21 protein-coding genes and 8 pseudogenes are annotated in these 24,187 nt (G+C 57.1%); 18 read left to right on the forward strand and 11 right to left on the reverse strand.

What is annotated here, in order from left to right; all coding sequences use genetic code 11:
• The first annotated feature begins 148 nt into the window (after positions 1-148).
• The 11 genes and pseudogenes from gorA (CO731_RS28070) to CO731_RS29480 all read left to right on the forward strand — a co-directional run.
• Positions 149-1,495, forward strand: coding sequence for a glutathione-disulfide reductase (gene gorA, locus CO731_RS28070; protein WP_108605344.1), 1,347 nt, complete (start codon positions 149-151; stop codon positions 1,493-1,495).
• Positions 1,483-1,623: pseudogene (locus tag CO731_RS29465) on the forward strand (2Fe-2S iron-sulfur cluster binding domain-containing protein); the annotation flags it as partial. The gene gorA (CO731_RS28070) and the pseudogene CO731_RS29465, both read left to right, overlap by 13 nt.
• 20 nt (positions 1,624-1,643) lie before the next feature.
• On the forward strand, positions 1,644-2,411 hold the full coding sequence (locus CO731_RS28080; protein ID WP_159091757.1) for a glutathione S-transferase family protein: 768 nt from the start codon (positions 1,644-1,646) through the stop codon (positions 2,409-2,411).
• Between the two features lie 279 nt (positions 2,412-2,690).
• A complete protein-coding gene (gorA, locus tag CO731_RS28085; RefSeq protein WP_108605344.1) occupies positions 2,691-4,037 on the forward strand; it encodes a glutathione-disulfide reductase in 1,347 nt (448 codons plus the stop codon).
• Positions 4,025-4,165: pseudogene (locus CO731_RS29470) on the forward strand (2Fe-2S iron-sulfur cluster binding domain-containing protein); the annotation flags it as partial. The gene gorA (CO731_RS28085) and the pseudogene CO731_RS29470, both read left to right, overlap by 13 nt.
• 20 nt (positions 4,166-4,185) lie before the next feature.
• Positions 4,186-4,953: a glutathione S-transferase family protein gene (locus CO731_RS28095; RefSeq protein WP_159091757.1), complete on the forward strand. Its 768-nt coding sequence runs from the start codon at positions 4,186-4,188 to the stop codon at positions 4,951-4,953.
• Positions 4,954-5,232: 279 nt separating this feature from the next.
• On the forward strand, positions 5,233-6,579 hold the full coding sequence (gene gorA, locus CO731_RS28100; protein WP_108605344.1) for a glutathione-disulfide reductase: 1,347 nt from the start codon (positions 5,233-5,235) through the stop codon (positions 6,577-6,579).
• Positions 6,567-6,707, forward strand: a pseudogene (locus tag CO731_RS29475) (2Fe-2S iron-sulfur cluster binding domain-containing protein); the annotation flags it as partial. The gene gorA (CO731_RS28100) and the pseudogene CO731_RS29475, both read left to right, overlap by 13 nt.
• 20 nt (positions 6,708-6,727) lie before the next feature.
• Positions 6,728-7,495 (forward strand): glutathione S-transferase family protein, encoded by a 768-nt coding sequence (locus CO731_RS28110; protein WP_159091757.1) that lies wholly within the window; start codon positions 6,728-6,730, stop codon positions 7,493-7,495.
• Positions 7,496-7,774: 279 nt separating this feature from the next.
• Positions 7,775-9,229 carry a glutathione-disulfide reductase gene (gene gorA, locus CO731_RS28115; protein ID WP_108605345.1) on the forward strand — a complete coding sequence of 485 codons (1,455 nt, stop codon included), beginning with the start codon at positions 7,775-7,777 and terminating at the stop codon, positions 9,227-9,229.
• Positions 9,230-9,397: 168 nt separating this feature from the next.
• A pseudogene (locus CO731_RS29480) lies at positions 9,398-9,649 on the forward strand (IS110 family transposase); the annotation flags it as partial.
• 110 nt (positions 9,650-9,759) lie between these two features.
• Here CO731_RS29480 and CO731_RS28125 read toward each other — a convergent pair.
• Genes CO731_RS28125 through CO731_RS28135 form a run of 3 tightly spaced genes read right to left on the reverse strand, consistent with a single transcriptional unit; the run spans position 9,760 to position 13,354 of the window.
• Positions 9,760-10,764, reverse strand: coding sequence for a site-specific integrase (locus CO731_RS28125; protein ID WP_108605347.1), 1,005 nt, complete (start codon positions 10,762-10,764; stop codon positions 9,760-9,762).
• Positions 10,761-12,128, reverse strand: a complete 1,368-nt coding sequence (locus CO731_RS28130; protein ID WP_108605348.1) for a tyrosine-type recombinase/integrase — start codon at positions 12,126-12,128, stop codon at positions 10,761-10,763. Before CO731_RS28130 ends, CO731_RS28125 begins: the two co-directional genes overlap by 4 nt.
• Positions 12,125-13,354, reverse strand: coding sequence for a site-specific integrase (locus tag CO731_RS28135; RefSeq protein ID WP_108605349.1), 1,230 nt, complete (start codon positions 13,352-13,354; stop codon positions 12,125-12,127). The genes CO731_RS28130 and CO731_RS28135 overlap by 4 nt, the downstream gene beginning before the upstream one ends.
• Before the next feature lie 152 nt (positions 13,355-13,506).
• Between CO731_RS28135 and CO731_RS28140 the strand changes: the two are divergent.
• Positions 13,507-14,268, forward strand: a pseudogene (locus CO731_RS28140) (IS110 family transposase); the annotation flags it as partial.
• A 300-nt stretch (positions 14,269-14,568) separates the two neighbouring features.
• Here the strand turns inward: CO731_RS28140 and CO731_RS28145 are convergent.
• A pseudogene (locus CO731_RS28145) lies at positions 14,569-14,745 on the reverse strand (transposase); the annotation flags it as partial.
• A 234-nt stretch (positions 14,746-14,979) separates the two neighbouring features.
• Positions 14,980-15,243, reverse strand: coding sequence for a hypothetical protein (locus tag CO731_RS29485; RefSeq protein WP_245440033.1), 264 nt, complete (start codon positions 15,241-15,243; stop codon positions 14,980-14,982).
• On the opposite strand from CO731_RS29485, the pseudogene CO731_RS28155 reads away from it, so the two are divergent.
• Positions 15,169-15,333: pseudogene (locus CO731_RS28155) on the forward strand (transposase domain-containing protein); the annotation flags it as partial. The gene CO731_RS29485 and the pseudogene CO731_RS28155 overlap by 75 nt on opposite strands.
• A 23-nt stretch (positions 15,334-15,356) precedes the next feature.
• Here the strand turns inward: CO731_RS28155 and CO731_RS29490 are convergent.
• Positions 15,357-15,800 (reverse strand): annotated as a pseudogene (locus tag CO731_RS29490) (DDE-type integrase/transposase/recombinase); the annotation flags it as partial.
• 409 nt (positions 15,801-16,209) lie between these two features.
• On the opposite strand from CO731_RS29490, the gene CO731_RS28165 reads away from it, so the two are divergent.
• Positions 16,210-17,397 (forward strand): integrase arm-type DNA-binding domain-containing protein, encoded by a 1,188-nt coding sequence (locus CO731_RS28165; RefSeq protein WP_108605353.1) that lies wholly within the window; start codon positions 16,210-16,212, stop codon positions 17,395-17,397.
• Between the two features lie 203 nt (positions 17,398-17,600).
• The gene (locus tag CO731_RS28170; RefSeq protein ID WP_108605354.1) at positions 17,601-18,224 is read left to right on the forward strand and encodes a trimeric intracellular cation channel family protein; all 624 of its coding nucleotides are present in this window, start codon (positions 17,601-17,603) and stop codon (positions 18,222-18,224) included.
• Between the two features lie 3 nt (positions 18,225-18,227).
• On the opposite strand, the gene CO731_RS28175 is transcribed toward CO731_RS28170, so the two are convergent.
• A complete protein-coding gene (locus CO731_RS28175) occupies positions 18,228-18,728 on the reverse strand; it encodes an SRPBCC domain-containing protein (protein WP_159091759.1) in 501 nt (166 codons plus the stop codon).
• A gap of 168 nt (positions 18,729-18,896) precedes the next feature.
• Here CO731_RS28175 and CO731_RS28180 point away from each other — a divergent pair, with 168 nt between their 5' ends.
• The 3 genes from CO731_RS28180 (at position 18,897) to CO731_RS28190 (ending at position 21,031) form a co-directional block, all read left to right on the forward strand.
• Positions 18,897-19,508, forward strand: a complete 612-nt coding sequence (locus CO731_RS28180) for a class I SAM-dependent methyltransferase (protein ID WP_108605356.1) — start codon at positions 18,897-18,899, stop codon at positions 19,506-19,508.
• A 112-nt stretch (positions 19,509-19,620) separates the two neighbouring features.
• A complete protein-coding gene (locus tag CO731_RS28185) occupies positions 19,621-19,911 on the forward strand; it encodes a hypothetical protein (protein ID WP_108605357.1) in 291 nt (96 codons plus the stop codon).
• A 340-nt stretch (positions 19,912-20,251) separates the two neighbouring features.
• Positions 20,252-21,031, forward strand: a complete 780-nt coding sequence (locus CO731_RS28190; protein ID WP_159091760.1) for a VIT1/CCC1 transporter family protein — start codon at positions 20,252-20,254, stop codon at positions 21,029-21,031.
• 14 nt (positions 21,032-21,045) lie between these two features.
• Here CO731_RS28190 and CO731_RS28195 read toward each other — a convergent pair whose 3' ends face one another.
• The 4 genes from CO731_RS28195 to CO731_RS28210 are packed head-to-tail and all read right to left on the reverse strand — an operon-like array spanning position 21,046 to position 24,186.
• Positions 21,046-21,975, reverse strand: a complete 930-nt coding sequence (locus CO731_RS28195; RefSeq protein WP_159091761.1) for an APC family permease — start codon at positions 21,973-21,975, stop codon at positions 21,046-21,048.
• Positions 21,906-22,421: an autoinducer binding domain-containing protein gene (locus tag CO731_RS28200; protein ID WP_108605360.1), complete on the reverse strand. Its 516-nt coding sequence runs from the start codon at positions 22,419-22,421 to the stop codon at positions 21,906-21,908. The genes CO731_RS28195 and CO731_RS28200 overlap by 70 nt, the downstream gene beginning before the upstream one ends.
• Entirely contained in the window at positions 22,418-23,722 is a 1,305-nt protein-coding gene (gene trbI / locus CO731_RS28205) for an IncP-type conjugal transfer protein TrbI (protein WP_108605361.1), read from the reverse strand. Before trbI ends, CO731_RS28200 begins: the two co-directional genes overlap by 4 nt.
• On the reverse strand, positions 23,719-24,186 hold the full coding sequence (locus CO731_RS28210) for a conjugal transfer protein TrbH (RefSeq protein ID WP_108605362.1): 468 nt from the start codon (positions 24,184-24,186) through the stop codon (positions 23,719-23,721). Before CO731_RS28210 ends, trbI begins: the two co-directional genes overlap by 4 nt.
• Position 24,187: the final 1 nt, after the last annotated feature.

A 24,187-nucleotide genomic window follows, 5' to 3' on the forward strand; every position in this document is an offset into this window, starting at 1 on the left:
CGGACTTGCTAGCCAGACATTTATAATATTGGCTGCAGCCATCCCCATGGCGTTGCAATTTAAATAGCGATTGGTGGCGTCTGGTTGGGCGTTATCTAAGCCTATGATTTGTTTTGTATTTAAACCGCCACAGGAAGATTGCGAAGACATGGTTGAATTTCACAACTACGAGTACGACCTGATAGTCATCGGCGCCGGTTCCGGCGGTGTGCGCGCGGCCAGGATGGCCTCGGGATATGGTGCCAAGGTTGCCATCATCGAAGCCGACAGGGTGGGGGGCACCTGCGTTATCAGAGGATGCGTGCCGAAAAAGCTGTTCGTCTATGCCAGCAGGTTTACCGAGCTTTTCGAGGTGGCTGGCAGTTTCGGATGGCAGATCGATGCGCGTTTTGATTGGGAAACCTTGCGCGACAACAAGGACAAGGAAATCGACCGGCTCGAACGGGCATATACTTCGACCCTCGAAAACTGCGACGTCAAAATTATTAGGGATCGGGCCACGTTCCATGATGCTCATACAGTGCGCCTAGTCAATGCAGATACGACCTTGTCAGCCCAGCGCGTCTTGATTGCGACCGGCAGTCATCCCTTCAAGCCTCACATTGATGGTTGCGAGCTCGGTTTCACATCGGACGAGGCCTTTCACCTCGACAATTTGCCAGAATCCATCATCGTTTACGGTGGCGGCTATATCGCGCTCGAATTTGCGACCATTTTCAATGGACTGGGTGTCGAAACATCCGTTTGCTATCGCGGCGGGCAGATCCTGCGAAATTTCGACCAAGACATGCGTTTGGGCATATACGAGGCCATGAAGGCGCGGGGCATCAAATTCATCCTCAACTGCAACATTGAATCGGTGGAAAAGTCCGGGGAGGATTTCAAGGTTCATTTCACCGATGGCGCTGAGCGTGTCTATGGTGCGGTGATGTTCGCAACCGGGCGGGCGGCCAATATTCAAGGGCTCGAATTGGAAAGGGCAGGTGTCGAGATTACCGATAAGGGTGGCATAGCGGTTGATCGCTACGGCCAGACGACGGCGCCATCTGTTTATGCGGTAGGAGATGTGCGGGGGGGCGTTGCCTTGACACCAGTGGCGATTCGCGAGGGCGCCGCCTTTGTGGAAACCGTATATAACGAAAATCCGACCATTGTCGATTTGAGCCAAATTCCAACCGCTGTTTTCACCGAACCGGAAATAGGTGTAATCGGCATGTCGGAGCATTATGCCGCCAAGCATCATGATATCGATGTGTATATTGCCAGCTTCCGTCCCATGATGAACGTAATGACCGATAAATCCGAACGCATGATTTTGAAACTGGTCACTGAATTCGGCGGTGGCCGGGTCCTTGGATGCCATATTTTAGGACCCGGCGCGGCCGAAATGATCCAACTAGTCGCCGTGCCCTTGGCCATGGGGGCCACAAAGGCCGATTTTGACCGGGCAATCGCCCTGCATCCCTCGGCTGCTGAGGAAGTGGCACTTGCTTGACCGGGGTGCTTGAGGGTGTGCCCGATCACCGTGATGCCGTTCTGACAGATGCAGAACGGGCGGCAAATGACAGGATGACGGTCTGCGTGTCACGTGCACTGAGCGACAAACTGGTGCTGGATATCTAACAACTGAAATGGGAACGCTCATGGAACTTTATCACAACAATATGTCTGCTTGTTCTCAGAAGGTCCGCGTGGTTTTGGCCGAGAAGAATCTCAAAGTGGTGGAGCACCACCTAAATCTTGGCGCTGGAGATTCTCACCAGCCGGATTATCTTAAGCTCAACCCCAATGGCGTTGTGCCAACATTGATCGATGATGATCAGGTTATCATCGAGTCTTCGGTGATTTGCGAGTATCTTGATGACACGCATCCGGAGGTCCCCTTGAGCCCTGAGGACGCGGTTCAACGTGCTCATATGCGAGTGTGGATGCTCGCGCCTGACGCGGGTCTGCATGGCTGGATATCGACGCTCTCTTTTGCCATTGCCTGGCGGCATCAGGACCGGAGCGAACAGATAAAATTATGGTCTACCGAGGTGAAGGCAGCGCGGATGGACCTGATCGAGAACGGGCTGATGGCTGCTGCGGTCAAGCCGCAATTAAAAAAAGTGGTCCAGACCCTCGGCAAAATGGGCAAAGCTCTCCAGCATTCTTCATGGTTGGCCGGTAGTACTTACAGCTTGGCAGATGTGGCGCTGCTCCCCTACGTCGTTCGACTGAATGATATGCAGATGAGTTGGATTTGGGAAGAGAGCGATAAAATGGAGGCAATTGCCGATTGGCTCGCACGCAGTCAAGAACGATCCGGTTATGCTGGCATTGCTGACTATCTCGAACCGAACTCTATAGAGGTTATGCGGAATTTCGGACTCCAGGAGCGTAGGGCTATCGCCGATCTACTGGGCGATTAGTTGACCCAACAATACGAGAGCACCGCCGGATAAACGAAATTATCTCCAATCTGAATGTGGCGGTAGCGCTGAGCACCGGACTTTTGGGTGAATTAAATCTCGAACGTCTCGTAACTCTATCCTTGAGAATCCGGACTTGCTAGCCAGACATTTATAATATTGGCTGCAGCCATCCCCATGGCGTTGCAATTTAAATAGCGATTGGTGGCGTCTGGTTGGGCGTTATCTAAGCCTATGATTTGTTTTGTATTTAAACCGCCACAGGAAGATTGCGAAGACATGGTTGAATTTCACAACTACGAGTACGACCTGATAGTCATCGGCGCCGGTTCCGGCGGTGTGCGCGCGGCCAGGATGGCCTCGGGATATGGTGCCAAGGTTGCCATCATCGAAGCCGACAGGGTGGGGGGCACCTGCGTTATCAGAGGATGCGTGCCGAAAAAGCTGTTCGTCTATGCCAGCAGGTTTACCGAGCTTTTCGAGGTGGCTGGCAGTTTCGGATGGCAGATCGATGCGCGTTTTGATTGGGAAACCTTGCGCGACAACAAGGACAAGGAAATCGACCGGCTCGAACGGGCATATACTTCGACCCTCGAAAACTGCGACGTCAAAATTATTAGGGATCGGGCCACGTTCCATGATGCTCATACAGTGCGCCTAGTCAATGCAGATACGACCTTGTCAGCCCAGCGCGTCTTGATTGCGACCGGCAGTCATCCCTTCAAGCCTCACATTGATGGTTGCGAGCTCGGTTTCACATCGGACGAGGCCTTTCACCTCGACAATTTGCCAGAATCCATCATCGTTTACGGTGGCGGCTATATCGCGCTCGAATTTGCGACCATTTTCAATGGACTGGGTGTCGAAACATCCGTTTGCTATCGCGGCGGGCAGATCCTGCGAAATTTCGACCAAGACATGCGTTTGGGCATATACGAGGCCATGAAGGCGCGGGGCATCAAATTCATCCTCAACTGCAACATTGAATCGGTGGAAAAGTCCGGGGAGGATTTCAAGGTTCATTTCACCGATGGCGCTGAGCGTGTCTATGGTGCGGTGATGTTCGCAACCGGGCGGGCGGCCAATATTCAAGGGCTCGAATTGGAAAGGGCAGGTGTCGAGATTACCGATAAGGGTGGCATAGCGGTTGATCGCTACGGCCAGACGACGGCGCCATCTGTTTATGCGGTAGGAGATGTGCGGGGGGGCGTTGCCTTGACACCAGTGGCGATTCGCGAGGGCGCCGCCTTTGTGGAAACCGTATATAACGAAAATCCGACCATTGTCGATTTGAGCCAAATTCCAACCGCTGTTTTCACCGAACCGGAAATAGGTGTAATCGGCATGTCGGAGCATTATGCCGCCAAGCATCATGATATCGATGTGTATATTGCCAGCTTCCGTCCCATGATGAACGTAATGACCGATAAATCCGAACGCATGATTTTGAAACTGGTCACTGAATTCGGCGGTGGCCGGGTCCTTGGATGCCATATTTTAGGACCCGGCGCGGCCGAAATGATCCAACTAGTCGCCGTGCCCTTGGCCATGGGGGCCACAAAGGCCGATTTTGACCGGGCAATCGCCCTGCATCCCTCGGCTGCTGAGGAAGTGGCACTTGCTTGACCGGGGTGCTTGAGGGTGTGCCCGATCACCGTGATGCCGTTCTGACAGATGCAGAACGGGCGGCAAATGACAGGATGACGGTCTGCGTGTCACGTGCACTGAGCGACAAACTGGTGCTGGATATCTAACAACTGAAATGGGAACGCTCATGGAACTTTATCACAACAATATGTCTGCTTGTTCTCAGAAGGTCCGCGTGGTTTTGGCCGAGAAGAATCTCAAAGTGGTGGAGCACCACCTAAATCTTGGCGCTGGAGATTCTCACCAGCCGGATTATCTTAAGCTCAACCCCAATGGCGTTGTGCCAACATTGATCGATGATGATCAGGTTATCATCGAGTCTTCGGTGATTTGCGAGTATCTTGATGACACGCATCCGGAGGTCCCCTTGAGCCCTGAGGACGCGGTTCAACGTGCTCATATGCGAGTGTGGATGCTCGCGCCTGACGCGGGTCTGCATGGCTGGATATCGACGCTCTCTTTTGCCATTGCCTGGCGGCATCAGGACCGGAGCGAACAGATAAAATTATGGTCTACCGAGGTGAAGGCAGCGCGGATGGACCTGATCGAGAACGGGCTGATGGCTGCTGCGGTCAAGCCGCAATTAAAAAAAGTGGTCCAGACCCTCGGCAAAATGGGCAAAGCTCTCCAGCATTCTTCATGGTTGGCCGGTAGTACTTACAGCTTGGCAGATGTGGCGCTGCTCCCCTACGTCGTTCGACTGAATGATATGCAGATGAGTTGGATTTGGGAAGAGAGCGATAAAATGGAGGCAATTGCCGATTGGCTCGCACGCAGTCAAGAACGATCCGGTTATGCTGGCATTGCTGACTATCTCGAACCGAACTCTATAGAGGTTATGCGGAATTTCGGACTCCAGGAGCGTAGGGCTATCGCCGATCTACTGGGCGATTAGTTGACCCAACAATACGAGAGCACCGCCGGATAAACGAAATTATCTCCAATCTGAATGTGGCGGTAGCGCTGAGCACCGGACTTTTGGGTGAATTAAATCTCGAACGTCTCGTAACTCTATCCTTGAGAATCCGGACTTGCTAGCCAGACATTTATAATATTGGCTGCAGCCATCCCCATGGCGTTGCAATTTAAATAGCGATTGGTGGCGTCTGGTTGGGCGTTATCTAAGCCTATGATTTGTTTTGTATTTAAACCGCCACAGGAAGATTGCGAAGACATGGTTGAATTTCACAACTACGAGTACGACCTGATAGTCATCGGCGCCGGTTCCGGCGGTGTGCGCGCGGCCAGGATGGCCTCGGGATATGGTGCCAAGGTTGCCATCATCGAAGCCGACAGGGTGGGGGGCACCTGCGTTATCAGAGGATGCGTGCCGAAAAAGCTGTTCGTCTATGCCAGCAGGTTTACCGAGCTTTTCGAGGTGGCTGGCAGTTTCGGATGGCAGATCGATGCGCGTTTTGATTGGGAAACCTTGCGCGACAACAAGGACAAGGAAATCGACCGGCTCGAACGGGCATATACTTCGACCCTCGAAAACTGCGACGTCAAAATTATTAGGGATCGGGCCACGTTCCATGATGCTCATACAGTGCGCCTAGTCAATGCAGATACGACCTTGTCAGCCCAGCGCGTCTTGATTGCGACCGGCAGTCATCCCTTCAAGCCTCACATTGATGGTTGCGAGCTCGGTTTCACATCGGACGAGGCCTTTCACCTCGACAATTTGCCAGAATCCATCATCGTTTACGGTGGCGGCTATATCGCGCTCGAATTTGCGACCATTTTCAATGGACTGGGTGTCGAAACATCCGTTTGCTATCGCGGCGGGCAGATCCTGCGAAATTTCGACCAAGACATGCGTTTGGGCATATACGAGGCCATGAAGGCGCGGGGCATCAAATTCATCCTCAACTGCAACATTGAATCGGTGGAAAAGTCCGGGGAGGATTTCAAGGTTCATTTCACCGATGGCGCTGAGCGTGTCTATGGTGCGGTGATGTTCGCAACCGGGCGGGCGGCCAATATTCAAGGGCTCGAATTGGAAAGGGCAGGTGTCGAGATTACCGATAAGGGTGGCATAGCGGTTGATCGCTACGGCCAGACGACGGCGCCATCTGTTTATGCGGTAGGAGATGTGCGGGGGGGCGTTGCCTTGACACCAGTGGCGATTCGCGAGGGCGCCGCCTTTGTGGAAACCGTATATAACGAAAATCCGACCATTGTCGATTTGAGCCAAATTCCAACCGCTGTTTTCACCGAACCGGAAATAGGTGTAATCGGCATGTCGGAGCATTATGCCGCCAAGCATCATGATATCGATGTGTATATTGCCAGCTTCCGTCCCATGATGAACGTAATGACCGATAAATCCGAACGCATGATTTTGAAACTGGTCACTGAATTCGGCGGTGGCCGGGTCCTTGGATGCCATATTTTAGGACCCGGCGCGGCCGAAATGATCCAACTAGTCGCCGTGCCCTTGGCCATGGGGGCCACAAAGGCCGATTTTGACCGGGCAATCGCCCTGCATCCCTCGGCTGCTGAGGAAGTGGCACTTGCTTGACCGGGGTGCTTGAGGGTGTGCCCGATCACCGTGATGCCGTTCTGACAGATGCAGAACGGGCGGCAAATGACAGGATGACGGTCTGCGTGTCACGTGCACTGAGCGACAAACTGGTGCTGGATATCTAACAACTGAAATGGGAACGCTCATGGAACTTTATCACAACAATATGTCTGCTTGTTCTCAGAAGGTCCGCGTGGTTTTGGCCGAGAAGAATCTCAAAGTGGTGGAGCACCACCTAAATCTTGGCGCTGGAGATTCTCACCAGCCGGATTATCTTAAGCTCAACCCCAATGGCGTTGTGCCAACATTGATCGATGATGATCAGGTTATCATCGAGTCTTCGGTGATTTGCGAGTATCTTGATGACACGCATCCGGAGGTCCCCTTGAGCCCTGAGGACGCGGTTCAACGTGCTCATATGCGAGTGTGGATGCTCGCGCCTGACGCGGGTCTGCATGGCTGGATATCGACGCTCTCTTTTGCCATTGCCTGGCGGCATCAGGACCGGAGCGAACAGATAAAATTATGGTCTACCGAGGTGAAGGCAGCGCGGATGGACCTGATCGAGAACGGGCTGATGGCTGCTGCGGTCAAGCCGCAATTAAAAAAAGTGGTCCAGACCCTCGGCAAAATGGGCAAAGCTCTCCAGCATTCTTCATGGTTGGCCGGTAGTACTTACAGCTTGGCAGATGTGGCGCTGCTCCCCTACGTCGTTCGACTGAATGATATGCAGATGAGTTGGATTTGGGAAGAGAGCGATAAAATGGAGGCAATTGCCGATTGGCTCGCACGCAGTCAAGAACGATCCGGTTATGCTGGCATTGCTGACTATCTCGAACCGAACTCTATAGAGGTTATGCGGAATTTCGGACTCCAGGAGCGTAGGGCTATCGCCGATCTACTGGGCGATTAGTTGACCCAACAATACGAGAGCACCGCCGGATAAACGAAATTATCTCCAATCTGAATGTGGCGGTAGCGCTGAGCACCGGACTTTTGGGTGAATTAAATCTCGAACGTCTCGTAACTCTATCCTTGAGAATCCGGACTTGCTAGCCAGACATTTATAATATTGGCTGCAGCCATCCCCATGGCGTTGCAATTTAAATAGCGATTGGTGGCGTCTGGTTGGGCGTTATCTAAGCCTATGATTTGTTTTGTATTTAAACCGCCACAGGAAGATTGCGAAGACATGGTTGAATTTCACAACTACGAGTACGACCTGATAGTCATCGGCGCCGGTTCCGGCGGTGTGCGCGCGGCCAGGATGGCCTCGGGATATGGTGCCAAGGTTGCCATCATCGAAGCCGACAGGGTGGGGGGCACCTGCGTTATCAGAGGATGCGTGCCGAAAAAGCTGTTCGTCTATGCCAGCAGGTTTACCGAGCTTTTCGAGGTGGCTGGCAGTTTCGGATGGCAGATCGATGCGCGTTTTGATTGGGAAACCTTGCGCGACAACAAGGACAAGGAAATCGACCGGCTCGAACGGGCATATACTTCGACCCTCGAAAACTGCGACGTCAAAATTATTAGGGATCGGGCCACGTTCCATGATGCTCATACAGTGCGCCTAGTCAATGCAGATACGACCTTGTCAGCCCAGCGCGTCTTGATTGCGACCGGCAGTCATCCCTTCAAGCCTCACATTGATGGTTGCGAGCTCGGTTTCACATCGGACGAGGCCTTTCACCTCGACAATTTGCCAGAATCCATCATCGTTTACGGTGGCGGCTATATCGCGCTCGAATTTGCGACCATTTTCAATGGACTGGGTGTCGAAACATCCGTTTGCTATCGCGGCGGGCAGATCCTGCGAAATTTCGACCAAGACATGCGTTTGGGCATATACGAGGCCATGAAGGCGCGGGGCATCAAATTCATCCTCAACTGCAACATTGAATCGGTGGAAAAGTCCGGGGAGGATTTCAAGGTTCATTTCACCGATGGCGCTGAGCGTGTCTATGGTGCGGTGATGTTCGCAACCGGGCGGGCGGCCAATATTCAAGGGCTCGAATTGGAAAGGGCAGGTGTCGAGATTACCGATAAGGGTGGCATAGCGGTTGATCGCTACGGCCAGACGACGGCGCCATCTGTTTATGCGGTAGGAGATGTGCGGGGGGGCGTTGCCTTGACACCAGTGGCGATTCGCGAGGGCGCCGCCTTTGTGGAAACCGTATATAACGAAAATCCGACCATTGTCGATTTGAGCCAAATTCCAACCGCTGTTTTCACCGAACCGGAAATAGGTGTAATCGGCATGTCGGAGCATTATGCCGCCAAGCATCATGATATCGATGTGTATATTGCCAGCTTCCGTCCCATGATGAACGTAATGACCGATAAATCCGAACGCATGATTTTGAAACTGGTCACTGAATTCGGCGGTGGCCGGGTCCTTGGATGCCATATTTTAGGACCCGGCGCGGCCGAAATGATCCAACTAGTCGCCGTGCCCTTGGCCATGGGGGCCACAAAGGCCGATTTTGACCGGGCAATCGCCCTGCATCCCTCGGCTGCTGAGGAATTGGTGACGTTGACGAAACCATCCTACCAATATCGCGATGAAAAAAAGTTAAGCGCTGAACTGACGTTGTCCGAGGAACAGGGGCTAAACAAAATGCTGATAGCGGGCACTACAAATCAATAGGTGAGCTGACGCTAATCCCCCACGTGGTGGTGCTGCTGCGATTAAACTTTTCTCAGCCAAGAGCAATCTCTTGACTGAGGATTACGTGGTCCTGAGCTAATGGGATGAACTGCCTTCCCACCAAACCGCTGCTATAGTTGCGATAGAGGTGGAGAGAGGAGCATTCTGATGAATATTGAGGTTTTAGGCATTGATCTGGGCAAGACGGTTTGCAGCCTTGCGGGATTGGACGCGACGGGTGCGGTTGTGTATCGCAGGCGCCTTCAACGGCACCGCCTGCTGGATTTTCTGGAGACCTTGCCCCCCTGCGCTGTCGCGATGGAGGCTTGCGGAGGCGCTCATCACATCGGGCGCTTTTGCCTTCAGCACGGACATGAACCTCGACTGATGTCGCCGCTTTACGTCCGACCCTACGTGAAGTTATGACGAGGTGAGCATAATTTGACTAATCACGAGGTCCCCATAATGCGGAGGAGCGCGGCCTGATCGGCGGATTTTCGCCTTTCTTGTCCATGATCCTCCGCATTATTTCACAGTGTGTCGAGCCAGGCGAGTACGCTTGCGTCGCGTTTCCATGATGGTTGGCCGCCGGGTGTGGTTGGAGCGGCGACCTTCTCCAGGGCTTTCTGCTTCGTTTCCAGATTGGCCCTGGCATAGTGGTTGGTCGTGTCGAGGCTCACATGGCCGAGCCAGCTTCGGATGACCGTAACGTCGACGCCCGCAGAGATGAGGTGCACGGCGGTGGCGTGCCGGAAGGCGTGTGGCGTTACATGCTTGGCACGCAGCGTTGGCATGGTTTCGGCCGCCGCCTTCACGTAGGCGGCGAGCTTGAACCGAACCCCCGAGGCGCTGAGCGGCTCACCATAGCGGTTGACGAACAGCCGCTGGTCGGGTGCCCGTGGTTGCCGTTCAAGCAGTTTCTTCAGCAACATCACGGTTTCCGGCCAGAGCGGGCAGATACGTTCCTTCTGGCCCTTGCCGGTCAGACGCACGCAGGGTGGGCTTTCGAACCGGATTGCTTCGGGGCACAGGTCGAGCGCTTCCTGTATTCGTGCGCCGCTGTTGTAGAGGAACGAGAGCAACGCATGATCCCGCATGCCCTCAACGGTCGAACGGTCTGGCTGAGCGAGGATCGCCGTCACTTCCGCCGGATCCAGATAGATCGGTTCCGGCACCGGAGCGCGCTTGATCGGTATATTGAGGATTTCCACGCATTGCGCGATCGATCCGGGATCCCTGGTGGCGACGAAGTGGAAGAAGCTGCGGATCGCTGCAAGCCGGCAGTTGCGCGTGCCGATCGTACCGCCACGGTCATGTTCAGTGTGACTAAGGAACGCCGCGACCTCGCCGGCGGCCAGATCGGCCAGCGTGATCATAGCCACCTTCTTCCCAGTGCGCTGGGCAACGAACCGGAGCAACAACCGCCAGGTATCGCGGTATGATCGAACCGTATGGATAGACGCATTGCGCTGCTCGGCCAGCCATTCGTAGAAGAACGCACGCATCAGGTCCGGGAACCGGTCAACCTTGCTCATGGCCGCATCTCCTGCCCCAGGCTGAGGCACGGTGCGCCAATCGCCCGGAACCGTTCATTTGCGTAATGCAGCAGGTCTTGCGTGACGGTGATGTAGACCAGGGTGGAGTTGATATCCCGATGGCCAAGGTAGGTCGCGAGGAACGGCAGGCGATCCTGTGGATTGATGCCCGTCCGGTACCATTCGAGGATCCTGTTCACGACCATCGAGTGGCGCAGATCATGAACGCGAGGGCCCGTTTTCCCTCGCAATGGCTTCAACCCAGCGCGGCGTATGACGTCAGAGAGCAACCAAGTGATCATTTCCGGTGTGTAATGGCCATCGCCTCGCTCGTGCCAGAACAGGCCGGAGCGCGCGTCCTGTGATCCACCGGCACGCCGCCGCGCATCGATGTAGGCCCGAAGCTCGACTACAACGCTGTCGGGTAACGGCAGAATCCGGGTCTTGAAGAACTTGGTCTGCCGGATGGTTATCGTACCGTCCAGCAGGTCAACGTCACCAAGATCGAGACGGGCAAGCTCGCCACGCCGCAAGCCTGCGCAATAGGCCAGCAGCAGCATCGTGTACATGCTCAGCGGTCGAAGCGGCACTCGTGGAGACGGATAGGTGCGGGCAACTTCGAGCATCCGTCGTACGTCGGCAGGCGAGTAGATATGGGGCTTTCGCCATTGCTTGGCGGCCTCCTTCCTCGGTCTGGGGTCCGGTTGCCGCATAGGCATCGACGGGTCAAGGTGACGAAGGATTTTCGCAAAGACGCGCTTGAGCTTTTCGCATTCCTCCACGTGGTGACGCGTCACATTCGTTGCCGCCCATCGATCGATCATGGCGCTCAGCGGTTCGGTTTCCGGTCCCGGATGCAACTGCAGGAACCGGTCGAACCGCAAGAGTAACAGCGGCTGCGAAGTGTATTTGTATCCTCTGCGCCGCATCATCGCGACATGCCCGGCCATCATCTCGCCCAGCACGCTGCCGAACGGCCTGGGCTGGCGCAGTTCGGCAAGAGCCTGTTCCGGATCCCGCGACGCCAATGCTCGCCAGATCGGCATGCACTGCTTGATATTGCACTCATCGCGCAGAGCGACGACGGGATTGCATTTGATCGCGCCGATTTCCACCAGCCGCTCGAGGAACCGGTCAACGATGCGGGTGCGGTGTAAAAGCGTAGACGGCGCTCGGCGAGCGGCTGATTCTCGTAGCCAGGCCAGCAGCACTTCCTGACCGAGTGCATCGTAACGTTCGGCGGCATCCTGGAAGCCATACAAAACCTGCCGATAACAGGCTCGGCTTTTCATGCTGCGCAGATCAAGGCTCGCGACATGGCGGCCAATGATCGCGCGGTCGGGGTCGGGCCAGCGAGCGGTCATCCCAGCACCTCCATTCCCGGCACGTCAAGCGCGATGGCCCTGAGATCCTCGGTAGCAAGCTTGAGGTAGAGCGCCGTCGACCCTGTCGAACGGTGTCCCAGCACGTCGCCGATGACCTTTCGAGGCACCGCGACCCGCAGCATCTCAACCGCCCGCGCATGACGGAAGATATGGGGTCCACACTTGCCAGGCGGTTGGACGCCAGCGTCACGGAGCCTCCGGCGAACCATGCTGTAAAGTTTGCCGAGCTTGCGATAGGGCGCGCGCGTACGGAGGAAGATTTCCCTGGCGTCCGTCATGGGCCGCCCGGAACGCAGATAAGCAAGCACCGCTTCGCCGACCGGCTCCATCAGGGGCAGCGATGTGCTGGCTCGCGTCTTGTGGTGGCGAACATGGATGGTTTCCGTCCGCCAGTCGATGTCCTCGATCCGCAGATTGCGGATTTCTCCAGACCGTAGCCCATATGTTGCAAGGAGTTGCAGGATCGCATGATCCCGCAGTCCCGCCGATGTCTCGTCCTTCTTCGCGCTCTCCAGCACAGCGACTATCTGGCCGGGGATCAGGACTGACGGTACTCCTTCATATGCATAAAGCGTGGGAGCTATCACATGCCCTGACAGGTCCGTTGTGACGCGACCTGTGATGTGGAGATAACGCAGCAGCGAGCGAAGCCGCTCTGCGACAGACTTCATTGAGCAGCGCGTCAGTTTCGGTGCGCGCAGATCCATATAACGGTCCACGTCAACAACGCTCAGCCCGGCCAAGCCGCCGCTCCCGTGATCGATCTGCCAAGCAAGGAAGTTCCGGGCTTCCCACATTAACGCTGCGACGCTGGAGCGAGCCAACCCACGTTCCTCACGCAGCCAGATTTCGTATTCGTCGCAAATTACAAATCGGGCCACATCGGCCGCGCAGGTAGGCTCAACAGCTGGCGGCCATTGACCGTGAGCAAGCCGCAACAAGGCATGAATTCCGGAGCGCGGAACCTCGTGCCAGCGTGCGCCGGGACGTCGACCACGCTGTTTCTGGAACATTACGATCGCGTGCCGCAGATATTGCTCTACGTGCACGTCGATCACGTTCGATATCAATATCCCCTGCTGTTCCAGATAATCGAGAAATCCAGATGCGTAGGTGCAGTAGTTCCTCACCACGACCGGGCTGTATCGCTGACTGATAAGGGAGGAATTGAGTGCGGCAATTAGTTCGTGACGGATATCGGGCATTGGCGGGTCCTCTGTTGGTCGATTGACCCCCAGAGGTTCGGCACCGAATAATGCAAAGCAAGCCGATCCGAAAACGGCGAAAATCCGCCGATCAGGCCGCGCTCCTCCGCATTATGGGGACCTCGTGATTAGTCAAGGTTCACAAGAACGATGATCGCGATGCGGAAGCGATCGCCGAGGCGGCGACCCGTCCGACCATGTCGTTCGTCGCGATAAAATCGGAAGAGCAGCTTGACCTTCAGGCCTTGCACCGTACCCGGGAGCGTCTCGTGACCACACGGACGCGCCTGATCAATCAGGGGCGGGGATTTTTGATGGAGCGCGGTATCCGAGTCGGAACGGGCCGCCACCTCTTTCAGAAGGGGTTATTGAAGCTGACGGAAGGTGGTACGCCGGACCTGTCGCATCGAATGCTGTTGATGCTGTCGGACATGGCGACGGAGCTGGCGGCGATCAATGATCGGATCGACGCCATCGACGCCGAGATCAAGGCGCTGGCCAAGACGGATGCCGATATGCAGCGATTGATGGAAATCCCTGGTGTTGGACCGACCATCGCCAGCGCCCTTGTGGCCGCCGTTGGTACCGGCAGTAGCTTCGCCAAGGGGCGCGATCTCGCCGCATGGCTCGGCCTGGTTCCACGGCAAATCACAACAGGTGGCAAAGCCAAACTGATCGGCATCTCGAAGCATGGCGATCGCTACCTACGCAAACTTTTCATCCATGGCGCCCGGACCGTTCTGCATCTGGTAAGGGACCGAACGTCGCCGATAACACGATGGGCAGATGGTCTTAAGGACCGTGCGCACGTAAACGTCGCTGCGGTCGCCATGGCCAACAAGATGGCCCGGATCGCCTGGGCAATTTTGACGAAAGGTGAACGGTATCGCCCTGCTGCGCTGATCGGCGCGTAGCGACGCCGAGGAGCGACGGAAAACAAAGGTATCTGCGAGCGAGGAGGAGATGGACCAACGACCGATCGGCGTCTTGTCAGTCTGACGGGGAGCATGGCCTCTGAGTGCCGATGAGCTAACGAGACACAGGACGCGCGACTTCCCATCTTGGTCAGGGGCCAATCTCACGGCCCCGTTGATAGACCGAATACATAGAAGCAGGGTCAAAAGGTCATCTACAAAACGCTTGCGGGGGAAGGCGGTTCATACATACTCCCCGACTATGGACCACCCGGATAGAGCATTTCCGGGGATAAACGATCAAGGTGGGCCGGCTGCCCCTGATGCGTTCATGGGCGATATCGGAGGCTTGATCCCGATGGCGCTGTTCGGGCGGACTTCGTTGTAGTCTCTATGCCAATCCTCTATTTTCGCGCGGGCGTCGTCAAGGCTCATGAACCAGTGGGCGTTCAGGCACTCCGCCTTGCCATTGAACGTAAGCGAGTAGCCGACCCCATCTGGTGAGGGCGGCTTCTCGAGGGTATTCGCACCTGGGATTTTGTAATGGGTGTCATGTTCTATGTCTGCGACTATGCCTGGAGATAGAAGCTTCCACCTGATCGAGGCAGTGCCCGATCGGATGGAGGGCGCGCCGGTTGCGCGGCGGCGCCGGTGGTCGGATGAGTTCAAGGCAGAGATGGTGGCGCGGAGTTTCGAGCCGGGGACGAACGGTCAGCCCTGGCGCGCGAGATCGGCATCAAGTCTTCGCAGTTGTTCGGCTGGCGAGCCGATGCCCTCAAGCGCGGTGAGGTCGAGCGGCACGATGATGAAGCTGCGTCTGAGGTGACTTCGGGGACAGCGCTCGGGGTGGTCGAGATCGTGATTAATGGCGCCACGATCCGGGCCGGCACCGATATCGGGGACGGGGGCGGCCGCTCCTGGGCAACCATCGCCTCGCTTCTCACCACGGCCAAAATGAACGGCGTCGACCCTCACGCCTGGCTCACCCAGACCCTCGAGCGCATCGCCAAGGGATGGCCCAACAGCGAAATCGATGCGCTCATGCCTTGGAACTTCGCTGGCTGAACGGTCCCGGCTAATCGCTTACAGAGATCAAAGTTCCGGGAGATGAAGTTCGGGGCCTGATCGACCCGGATCGCCTTCGGATACCCTGTTTCTTTACAGACCTTTCCGAGCGTCAGAACCACATCCTCGCCCCTGTGGCTGAACCGGGTATCCTCGGCGGGTGCGTAGCGCGAGAAGGTGTCGACGATGGTCAAAATAAGGATTTTGCGACCGGTGGCCAACTGGTCATGCACAAAGTCTATGGCCCACACCTGATTGGTGCTTGTGGCTGGCATTGGGTCATCGCGCAGCTTGCCCATGACGCGCCGCTTCGGCGTCTTGTTCCGCAGCTGAAACTCCATCTCTTTGTAAAGCCTGTAGATTCTCTTTGGGTTCACATCCCAACCTTCTCGTCGCAGCAGAATGTGAACTCGACGATAGCCATAATGGACACGCGTCTCGCAGATATCCCTGATCCGGAGTTGCAGCCTGATCTCTCTTGGAACCTCAGTTTATAGAAGGAAAACACTTAGGCTTTGCTGAGGTGTCCGCAGTTCTTAAGCACCCCCGCATAAGACCGAGCGCGTTGAATCATGGGTAAGACGTGTTATAAAAATGATAATGGTATGTGATACAGAATTCTATGATAGGTGCCAAAAATTGGCGTTAACTAAGCTTACGACGAGGGTTCGATTCCCTTCACCCGCTCCATTCTTATTTTTCTCCCCGTAACATGCTGTATCACAGGCGGTCGAAAGGGTCGCATTTGCTGGCCTTTTGCGCTCGCGGCATTGTCGTGGCGTCAATAGCTGTAACTCTGAATAACTCTGGCGTGACGGCATATGAGACGGTATCGGTGGATTCGTAAAGTCCGCATACCGTCACCCGGAGGATGCAATGTCGCTGTCCGACGTCGCCGTGCGAAAGGCAAAGCCCAGGGACAAAGCCTACAAGCTGAGTGATTCTCAGGGACTCTATCTCTTCGTCAGTCCGTCGGGTCTGCGCGCCTGGCGCATGGACTACCGGTACGAGCAGAAGAGGAAGACACTCACATTCGGACAGTACCCGGCTGTCGGACTGGCGGACGCGCGACAGCGTGTGACTGAAGCCCGAAAGTTACTTTCGCAGGGAGAAGACCCCGCCGCCCGCAAGAAGCTTCTTGCCCGCCAACGGGAGATCGAACGCCGCAACAGTTTCGATGTCATCGCCGACGAATATATCGCCCGGCTCGAGTCGACAGGGCGGGCCACGGCGACATTGAACAAGAACAGGTGGCTGAAGAGCCTTGTGCGCTCCGAAATTCGGGCCAAACCCATCACCGACATCAGCTCTGCCGATATTCTCGAGGTGCTCCAGGACATTGAGGCGTCCGGTCGTCGTGATACGGCGCACACGGTTCGTTCCTTTGTCGGATCCGTGTTTCGCTTTGCCATCTCGACCCTGAGAGCGGAGAACGACCCGACCTATGCGCTTCGCAATGCCCTGCTGCCTCCGAAGGTGACACCGCGGACGACCCTGACCGATTCCCAACAAATCGGGGCATTGATGGCCAGCATCGAGGACTATGATGGCTGGGTGACGATCACGGCCGCGTTGAGGTTCAACGCCCTGACCTTTGCGCGCCCCGGCGAGGTGCGTCATGCGAGATGGGATGACATCGATCTGGAGGACGGCATCTGGCGCATCCCGGCGGAGCGCATGAAGATGCGCCGTCCACACGACGTGCCCTTGTCGACACAGGCTGCGGTTCTCCTGAATCGGGTTCGCAAGGTCAGTGGCAGGGGAGACCTGATTTTCCCCTCCATCCGGTCATCGCAGCGCTCGCTCTCGGAGAATGCCATGAATTCGGCTCTGCGCCGCATGGGCTACACCAAGGATGAAATGACCGCACACGGGTTCCGGGCCATGGCGAGCACCATACTCAACGAGCGTGGCTATCGTGAGGATGTGATCGAAGCACAGCTGGCGCATGTTGAGCCCAACAAGGTCCGTCGAGCCTACAACCGGGCACGGTACTGGGACGAGCGCGTCCAACTCATGCAGGACTGGGCCGATCTCCTGGATAGCTTCAAGAGCTCGAGCTAGTGGCGGTTCCCGCTTCCAGTCGGCGTATGATCAGAAGGCAACCGCGCGAAAAAAAAGCGTTCCTTCGGGCCTTGCGGTACTGATTGCTGGTCATGTGGCGCGACCAACTGGGCCTAGTTCAGTGGTTTGTGGATGGGTGCAGGTGGTAGAGCCGGAGCCACCAAGCTAGGCTAACCCCGCGCCCAGAGAGATTTGAGGGGAACATGCAGCCGATTATCGTCCTGGATTATCTGGGTGTCGCGCTGTTCGCGGCAACGGGCGCCCTGGCGGCGTCGAGGAAACAGCTCGACATCATCGGGTTTCTCTTCCTCGCTGCCGTCACGGGCATGGGCGGGGGCACGGCTCGCGATCTGATTCTTGGCGTGCCCGTGTTCTGGGTCGAGGGACACATCTATGTGCTGGCGTGCTCGGCTACTGCCGTCCTGGTCTATTTCACGGCGCATCTGATCGAGTCCCGGTTCCGCCTGCTTTTATGGCTCGATGCCGTGGCGCTGTCGGCCTACGGTGTGTTTGGCGCCTACAAGGGGCTCATGATCACCGATTCCGCCACCGTTGCCGTCGTCATGGGCATGCTCACCGGGACATTTGGCGGCATTCTTCGGGATGTGCTGGCCGGGGAACCCTCCGTACTGCTGCGCCGGGAAGAGATCTACGTGGCGGCGGCCATGGCGGGTGCCGTGGCATTTGTCGCGTCTGTCGGCCTCGGCCTGCCGCTCGCGTGGGCCGCAGGCTTGGGATTCTTGTTCGCGCTTGGCGTGCGCAGTGGCGCGCTGCACTTCGGATGGACACTGCCGGCCTACAAGTCGCGGCCGGGGCGTGATCAGTAGGATTCAAATTGTGTGTTGGTGCCAATCGGCTGGCGAGCCGGTACACCATCTGCTCAGATTGTTCAGAGTCTGAGATAGCCCGTTGGCGTGGTCTTTGGCCGAGACCCCCCGTGGAACGTTTCGAGCCTCGACACTGACCTGCGTTCTGCCAGGTCCACCTGCGCGCAGCGTCCAAATCATTGTCATCGTTCCGCTGAAAGCGGGATCGTCAGAAACGAAACGCACGGCGAACTCCACCAATCTGCCGCGCTCCAACTGAACGAACTTAGCGTCTACCGTATCACTGGTCTCGGTGGACTTGCCCTTGGGCGCGGTCTCTTCCTGAAAATGAAGGGTCATGCGAAAGGGGCCGCCCGGACGAGGCTCGAACTCATGCATTTCGCCGCGCGCATTTCCAGGCGGCATCCACGTCGCAACGGCCGTAGCGTCTGTCAATGCGTCGAACACCGCATCGGCGCTTGCCGAAATGGTTTGCTCCGCGCGGTCGACACGGGGACGGGTCATCGGCTCGTTGCCCTCCAAGAAGTAGATTTGGATCGCTACGAACACCCATACTATATTACCCTTGAGCTTATTCCTACCGAGAGCAGAGCCGGTCCCTCGATCTCAGCTTTTGGTACAAAGCGTGACGTTCGACCTGAATTTCGCATCGATTGCCACCAGGAAGTTGCCATGTCCGATCGTCGGTCTCACTGGGAAGATGTTTACACAAGCAAGGGTGAATCCGAGGTCAGCTGGTTCGAGGACAGTCCTGAGACCTCGTTGGATCTGCTGCGCAGGGCCGGCTTGCAGCCGGCCGACGCCGTCATCGACATTGGCGGCGGTGCCTCCCGCCTGGTGGATGTGCTGGTCGAACGGGAACAGGCGCACGTCTCGGTGCTGGACCTGTCACAGGCGGCGCTGGACGTCGCCAGGGCCCGGCTTGGAGAGTCTGCGCAGGTCGAGTGGATCGTGTCCGACGTGACGGCATTCGAGCCAGAGCGCATGTATGACTTCTGGCACGATCGCGCCGCCTTCCATTTCCTCACGGCCGAGCAAGATCAGGCGGCCTATGCGCGGGTCATGGCCGCGGCATTGAAGCCGAGCGGCAAAGCGATCATCGGGACATTCGCACCGGACGGCCCGGAGAAGTGCAGCGGCTTGCCCGTGGCCCGCCACGACATGGCATCACTCCAGCAGATATTCGGCCCTGGCTTTAAGGGGATTGCCTCCAGGCGCGTTGACCACACGACGCCGTGGGGATCGGTGCAAAGGTTTCAGTTCAGCACGTTCGCGAAGCTGTAGGGCCTGCCGCCGGTTTGCCATATCGAGCCCGTGTGCCCGATTGTACCCTAATAGGAACTGTCACTACGCTCGGACGGTCCGACGCGGTCTACATGGGCGGGAGGGCGCCCAAATGATCATCGTCACCCGAATAGGCCCGGCATGGCCCAGTTCGTTCATGGTGGAGGTCTCGAGTGCGGACCTTCTTTTCGAGTATTGCGTGGTCATGGACCGGATCACCTTTGACACCTTGGCCGCCGACTACTCCACCGAGGCCTTGATCGAGGCGACATTCCGGTTTCTGCTTGATCGCGTGCCCAACGCCGACATCCGGCCTCTGTTTGAACTTGCGAGGATGGCGCGGGACTTCCCTGACTTCGAAGCTGAACTGCCCCGATACCTGGCCATGTCCTCGAAGCAATAAGGTCGCTCACCCAACCTGTCTGCCGGTCAACCTGCACAACCGGCACCCGGGCCAGGGCAATGGCGGCAGGGCAGCAGTGGATGCCCTGTTGCTACTCTTGGTGTCGGCGCAAACGCCCGGACACTGGGACGGGGATGCCCTATTGTACACACGGCATGGGATGCATGCCTTGGGGACGCAAAGCGGCGGTGGATCGGGGTTTTCCTCGATTGTGGATTGCATCAGGACGAGCACCCGAGTGGACCTTGTGCCTTGGTTTGACCCGACATCCTCGACACCGCGACACAGATGCTGGCAAACTCCATAATCCCACCAGTCATAAACAGGTATGGATTGCTTGATGTCAGCCAAGCCGCCGCCAAGTTCGCTCCTCCATGACGACCCGTTGCACCAATCCTTCCCCGAGACGGATCGGCGCTCGCGCATCTCGAGCTACTTCAAGGAGGTGATCTATGGTGGGACCGACGGCATCATCACGACCTTTGCTGTGGCCGCTGGTTTTTCCGGTGCGGCCCTGACCACAGAGACCACCACGCAATTATCCTTTTTGGTCGTCTTGTTGTTCGGCCTTGCCAACCTGTTCGCGGACGGCGTGTCGATGGGGTTGAGCAATTTCCTCTCGGTCAGGTCCGAAAAGGATCTATATCAACAGGCAAGGGCCAGGCAGACGAACGCCATTCGCACCAAGCCCGATGCGACAATGCAAAGAACGCTCGCTGTCCTCGAGGACAAGGGGTACAGCACCGAGGATGCGCATACTCTGACACGGCTTCTTGGCAAGAACGAAACCTACTGGGTCGACTTCTTGATGAACCATCACTTGTCCATGTCGGATCCGCGGGGCGAAAATCCGCTGTCGACTGGGCTCGCAACCTTCGTCTCGTTCCTTGTCTTTGGCACGATCCCACTGTTGCCCTTCATGTTGGCCGACCAGAGCGCTCCAGCTCGCATTGTGTTCTACTATTCGATACTCGGCACCTTTGCGGCTCTTGTTCTGCTCGGCATTTTGAAATGGCGCGTGGTCGGCAATGCCCTCTGGCTCGCCTTGCTTGAAGTCGTCTTGGTCGGCGCAGCGGCTGCGAGCGTTGCATTCTTCGTTGGGTCGCTGTTCTCCGTTTGAAGAAGTAGCCGCCCTCACAGCAACCCAACCAGAACCAGGATTTCACGTAGCGCCAGAGCCGATGTCAGCACAAGACCCAGGATGCCGATCCAGCGGCGGCGACGGAGCGGGCCGGAGCCCTCACGGGTTCCGAGCACGACGAGCGCGAGGTTCACCGAGGCGAACACCAGCAGCGTGATCGTGGTGGTGGCCCGCGCCAGTGTCTCGATCGGAAAGGCGAGCGCCAATACCCCCACGATCCCAACAACCAGCCAGATGGTCACATACGGGGTCCGCCGGCGGCCGACTTGCGCCAGTGGGGCGGGCATCATCTTCTCCTGTGCCATGCCGTAGAGTAGGCGGCTGGCCATGATGATCTGCACGATCACACCGTTGATGACGGCAATCAGCGCCACTGTTGCCAGCCAAGTGCTGGACTGGCCGGTGAGCTGGGTCCAGAGCGTTGCAAGCGGCGCCGCGCTTTGCGCGACGGCGTCCGGGTCCGGGGCTCCCACCGCGACCAGGGTTAGAAGTAGGTATAGAACCGAGGTGATCGCTAACGTGCCGAAGATTGCCGGGCCGATTATGCGCGTGGGATCGACCGTCTCTTCGGTCATGTTCACGATGTCCTCGAACCCTATGAAGGCGAAGAAGGCGAGGACGGCGGCGGTGACAATCCCTTCGACCGGAATGGCGCCGCCCAAGCCGAAGGCCGATGTCCACACATCAACCTCGGTCAGGGTCGGAACCCCGGCAATGATGAGAACCAGCAGGATCCCGATCTCCACGACAGTGATGAGGGCAGCCGTGCCGACGCTTTCCCTGACACCGCGCTGGACGAGCCATCCGATGAAGGCGAGCGTGACAAGAACCGCCAACGGCCGTGGGATCGCGATCAGCTCGGCCAGGTAGCCGGCGAAGCCAAGCATAATGGTCGCGCTCGAGACGGTGCCGGTGAGGGCCACGCCGAGTCCGACGGGAAGTCCATGGACACACCGGATCGGATACCAAATCGATCGGCGTCGGCGAAGAACTGGTTGACGTTGCGCCGCCCGAGCCGCTTCGCCTTCTCGGCTGACCAGTAAAATACCGGAGGACCGTGCTTGGCATTGGTTACGACCGGGTCAGCGCGCAGATATCCTTTTTGCACATATATATCCTGCCATTCCTGGGGGTAATTGGAGACTGCGAAAGTTTCTGGGCCACGCAGATAGAGATATGCGAAATAGTCCGACCCGGTATCCTCGGTAAAATCGCGCAAGGCCCGGCGCGCGGCCTTTTCATCGAGCGGAAGGGACAGCGTATCAATCAGATTTAACAATAACTCATTCAAATCAAATAGCGTCCGGCAATATAAGGGGCGATATGTATGCCTGCCCAAATTGGGAGGGGTCAGAGAGACAAAGTTCATCGATATGCCTTGGGGAAGACGATGTCCTGATCGACCAGGACGTTGAATTGGTAGCCGGGCCTGATCTCAAGGGTGGGTTGCACATCGAGGTTTTTGGAAACTGTCTGTTCGGATATCTGCCCGAAACTCTCTGCAAAAGATCGCCGCGCTGCATCTTCGGCACTATTGCTGCCACTGGCGCTGTTGCGATCTTGCGGAAGCATCATTTCTGTTCCGGCACCGATCAGGGCCACAAGGATGGCCGAACCGAAGGTCTCAAAATAATGATTGTCGACCTTGTCGGTAAACCCGCCATATCCGGCGACATCGGTTCCGGCCATGCCGCCGATCTGCAACGTCGCGCCATCGGGAAAGATGATGTCGGTCCAGATGACAAGGACCCGGTCCTGTCCGAACGAAATACTGGCATCATAGCGTCCGAACAGTTTGGAGCCTTGCGGGATGAGCAAGTTGCGGCCGGTGGCGCTGTTATAGACGTTCTGCGAGACCTGTGCCGTGATGCGGCCGGGAAGATCAGAATTGATGCCGGTGACCAGCGTTGCCGGAATGACCGAGCCGCGTTTCAGCTCGAAGGGCGATAATGGAGCGACGACGGGATTTGGCAAATAGCCGAGGTCCCTGATGTCCTGATTGAAGAATTGTTGTTTTGCTGCCTGACCGTTCTGATCGGTGCTTTGACCCCCTGCCCCCGATTGCAGCGCCTCTGCATAAAGGTCGATGGCGCTCTGAGGTCTGTTGCTTGACGCCAAATTACTGTCTGGCGGATTTACGGTGCTTGTCGAAGCACTGTCCTGAAGGGATTTCAGATTAACAGCGATCGGCGAATTATTGGCAGCATCATCGGCTTGCAGACTGGCCATGCGCTGGCGATGCAGTTCACGCAAGAGCTGTTCCTGCTGTTCACGTTCCAGCCGGGCGCGCCACACCGCTTCGGGTTCGAGTTGTGGGCCACTCGCTGGTTCAGTGGTTGTGGCCTGACCGGGGTGCGGCGCAAAAGGATTGCGCGCGGGTTCTGGGGTTTGCGCAGGTGTGGGCTGGAATGGGGTGGTTTCGGGTTCCCCGATGATGCCGTCAGGCACGCCCTGTTTGAGACGATCCGCATCGTTGGACGCCGGTCGACCTGCAGCGCCGCCGTTATTGTCATCGCCGAACCGCAAGCCGCGTGAGGACAAGCCATAAAAGATCACCGCCAGAAAAACCACCACAAGGCCGATGGCGACAATGATCGGCAGGCGATTGAGCCGCCGTATTTTCGGACTGTCTTTGGGGTCCGCACCGCCGAGCTTGAGGGATTCGATCATGATGCGGGCACCGGTTCGCGGCTCATGGCGGAGAGCGGGCTGGCCGGTGTCGCGCCCTCCGCACTTAACGCATACACGCGGGTCAGTTCGACCTTTGGTGTGGCGATGCGCACCAGAACATTGCCGTCGAGCGTATCGATGACATAGGCCAAGGGTTCCTGACTTGGGTCGGCCGTCTTCCCACCGATGACCACACCATAACCCCAATTCCTGAGCGTGGTTTCCAGGGCCCCGGCAAAGACCGCGTCCTTGGCGGTAAATGCAATCGTGGTGCTGCCTGGCGCAAGGACTTCTGCCAGTCGACCGACCATGTCCTCGGCAATTGTCGTCGCGGCTTGTGGTGTCAGCTCCGTGGTGATGGCGCTTTCAACCAATCCCCGCGTGCCCAATGTCTGGCAGCCGGCTAAAGCTGCGAAGCACAAGCCGATCAAGGCAAGCCGAACGGGAAAGAAAAACTTGCCCATG

The sequence above is a fragment of the Aminobacter sp. MSH1 genome (assembly GCF_003071665.1).
GTDB lineage: Bacteria > Pseudomonadota > Alphaproteobacteria > Rhizobiales > Rhizobiaceae > Aminobacter > Aminobacter niigataensis.

Excerpts from the sequence above, each read along its gene's own strand:
- gorA (WP_108605344.1), top strand. The coding sequence starts at position 149 with ATGGTTGAATTTCACAACTACGAGTACGACCTGATAGTCATCGGCGCC.
- CO731_RS28080 (WP_159091757.1), top strand. The coding sequence starts at position 1,644 with ATGGAACTTTATCACAACAATATGTCTGCTTGTTCTCAGAAGGTCCGC.
- gorA (WP_108605344.1), top strand. The coding sequence starts at position 2,691 with ATGGTTGAATTTCACAACTACGAGTACGACCTGATAGTCATCGGCGCC.
- CO731_RS28095 (WP_159091757.1), top strand. The coding sequence starts at position 4,186 with ATGGAACTTTATCACAACAATATGTCTGCTTGTTCTCAGAAGGTCCGC.
- gorA (WP_108605344.1), top strand. The coding sequence starts at position 5,233 with ATGGTTGAATTTCACAACTACGAGTACGACCTGATAGTCATCGGCGCC.
- CO731_RS28110 (WP_159091757.1), top strand. The coding sequence starts at position 6,728 with ATGGAACTTTATCACAACAATATGTCTGCTTGTTCTCAGAAGGTCCGC.
- gorA (WP_108605345.1), top strand. The coding sequence starts at position 7,775 with ATGGTTGAATTTCACAACTACGAGTACGACCTGATAGTCATCGGCGCC.
- CO731_RS28125 (WP_108605347.1), bottom strand. The coding sequence starts at position 10,764 with ATGAGCAAGGTTGACCGGTTCCCGGACCTGATGCGTGCGTTCTTCTAC.
- CO731_RS28130 (WP_108605348.1), bottom strand. The coding sequence starts at position 12,128 with ATGACCGCTCGCTGGCCCGACCCCGACCGCGCGATCATTGGCCGCCAT.
- CO731_RS28135 (WP_108605349.1), bottom strand. The coding sequence starts at position 13,354 with ATGCCCGATATCCGTCACGAACTAATTGCCGCACTCAATTCCTCCCTT.
- CO731_RS28165 (WP_108605353.1), top strand. The coding sequence starts at position 16,210 with ATGTCGCTGTCCGACGTCGCCGTGCGAAAGGCAAAGCCCAGGGACAAA.
- CO731_RS28170 (WP_108605354.1), top strand. The coding sequence starts at position 17,601 with ATGCAGCCGATTATCGTCCTGGATTATCTGGGTGTCGCGCTGTTCGCG.
- CO731_RS28175 (WP_159091759.1), bottom strand. The coding sequence starts at position 18,728 with ATGACCCGTCCCCGTGTCGACCGCGCGGAGCAAACCATTTCGGCAAGC.
- CO731_RS28180 (WP_108605356.1), top strand. The coding sequence starts at position 18,897 with ATGTCCGATCGTCGGTCTCACTGGGAAGATGTTTACACAAGCAAGGGT.
- CO731_RS28185 (WP_108605357.1), top strand. The coding sequence starts at position 19,621 with ATGATCATCGTCACCCGAATAGGCCCGGCATGGCCCAGTTCGTTCATG.
- CO731_RS28190 (WP_159091760.1), top strand. The coding sequence starts at position 20,252 with ATGTCAGCCAAGCCGCCGCCAAGTTCGCTCCTCCATGACGACCCGTTG.
- CO731_RS28200 (WP_108605360.1), bottom strand. The coding sequence starts at position 22,421 with ATGAACTTTGTCTCTCTGACCCCTCCCAATTTGGGCAGGCATACATAT.
- trbI (WP_108605361.1), bottom strand. The coding sequence starts at position 23,722 with ATGATCGAATCCCTCAAGCTCGGCGGTGCGGACCCCAAAGACAGTCCG.
- CO731_RS28210 (WP_108605362.1), bottom strand. The coding sequence starts at position 24,186 with ATGGGCAAGTTTTTCTTTCCCGTTCGGCTTGCCTTGATCGGCTTGTGC.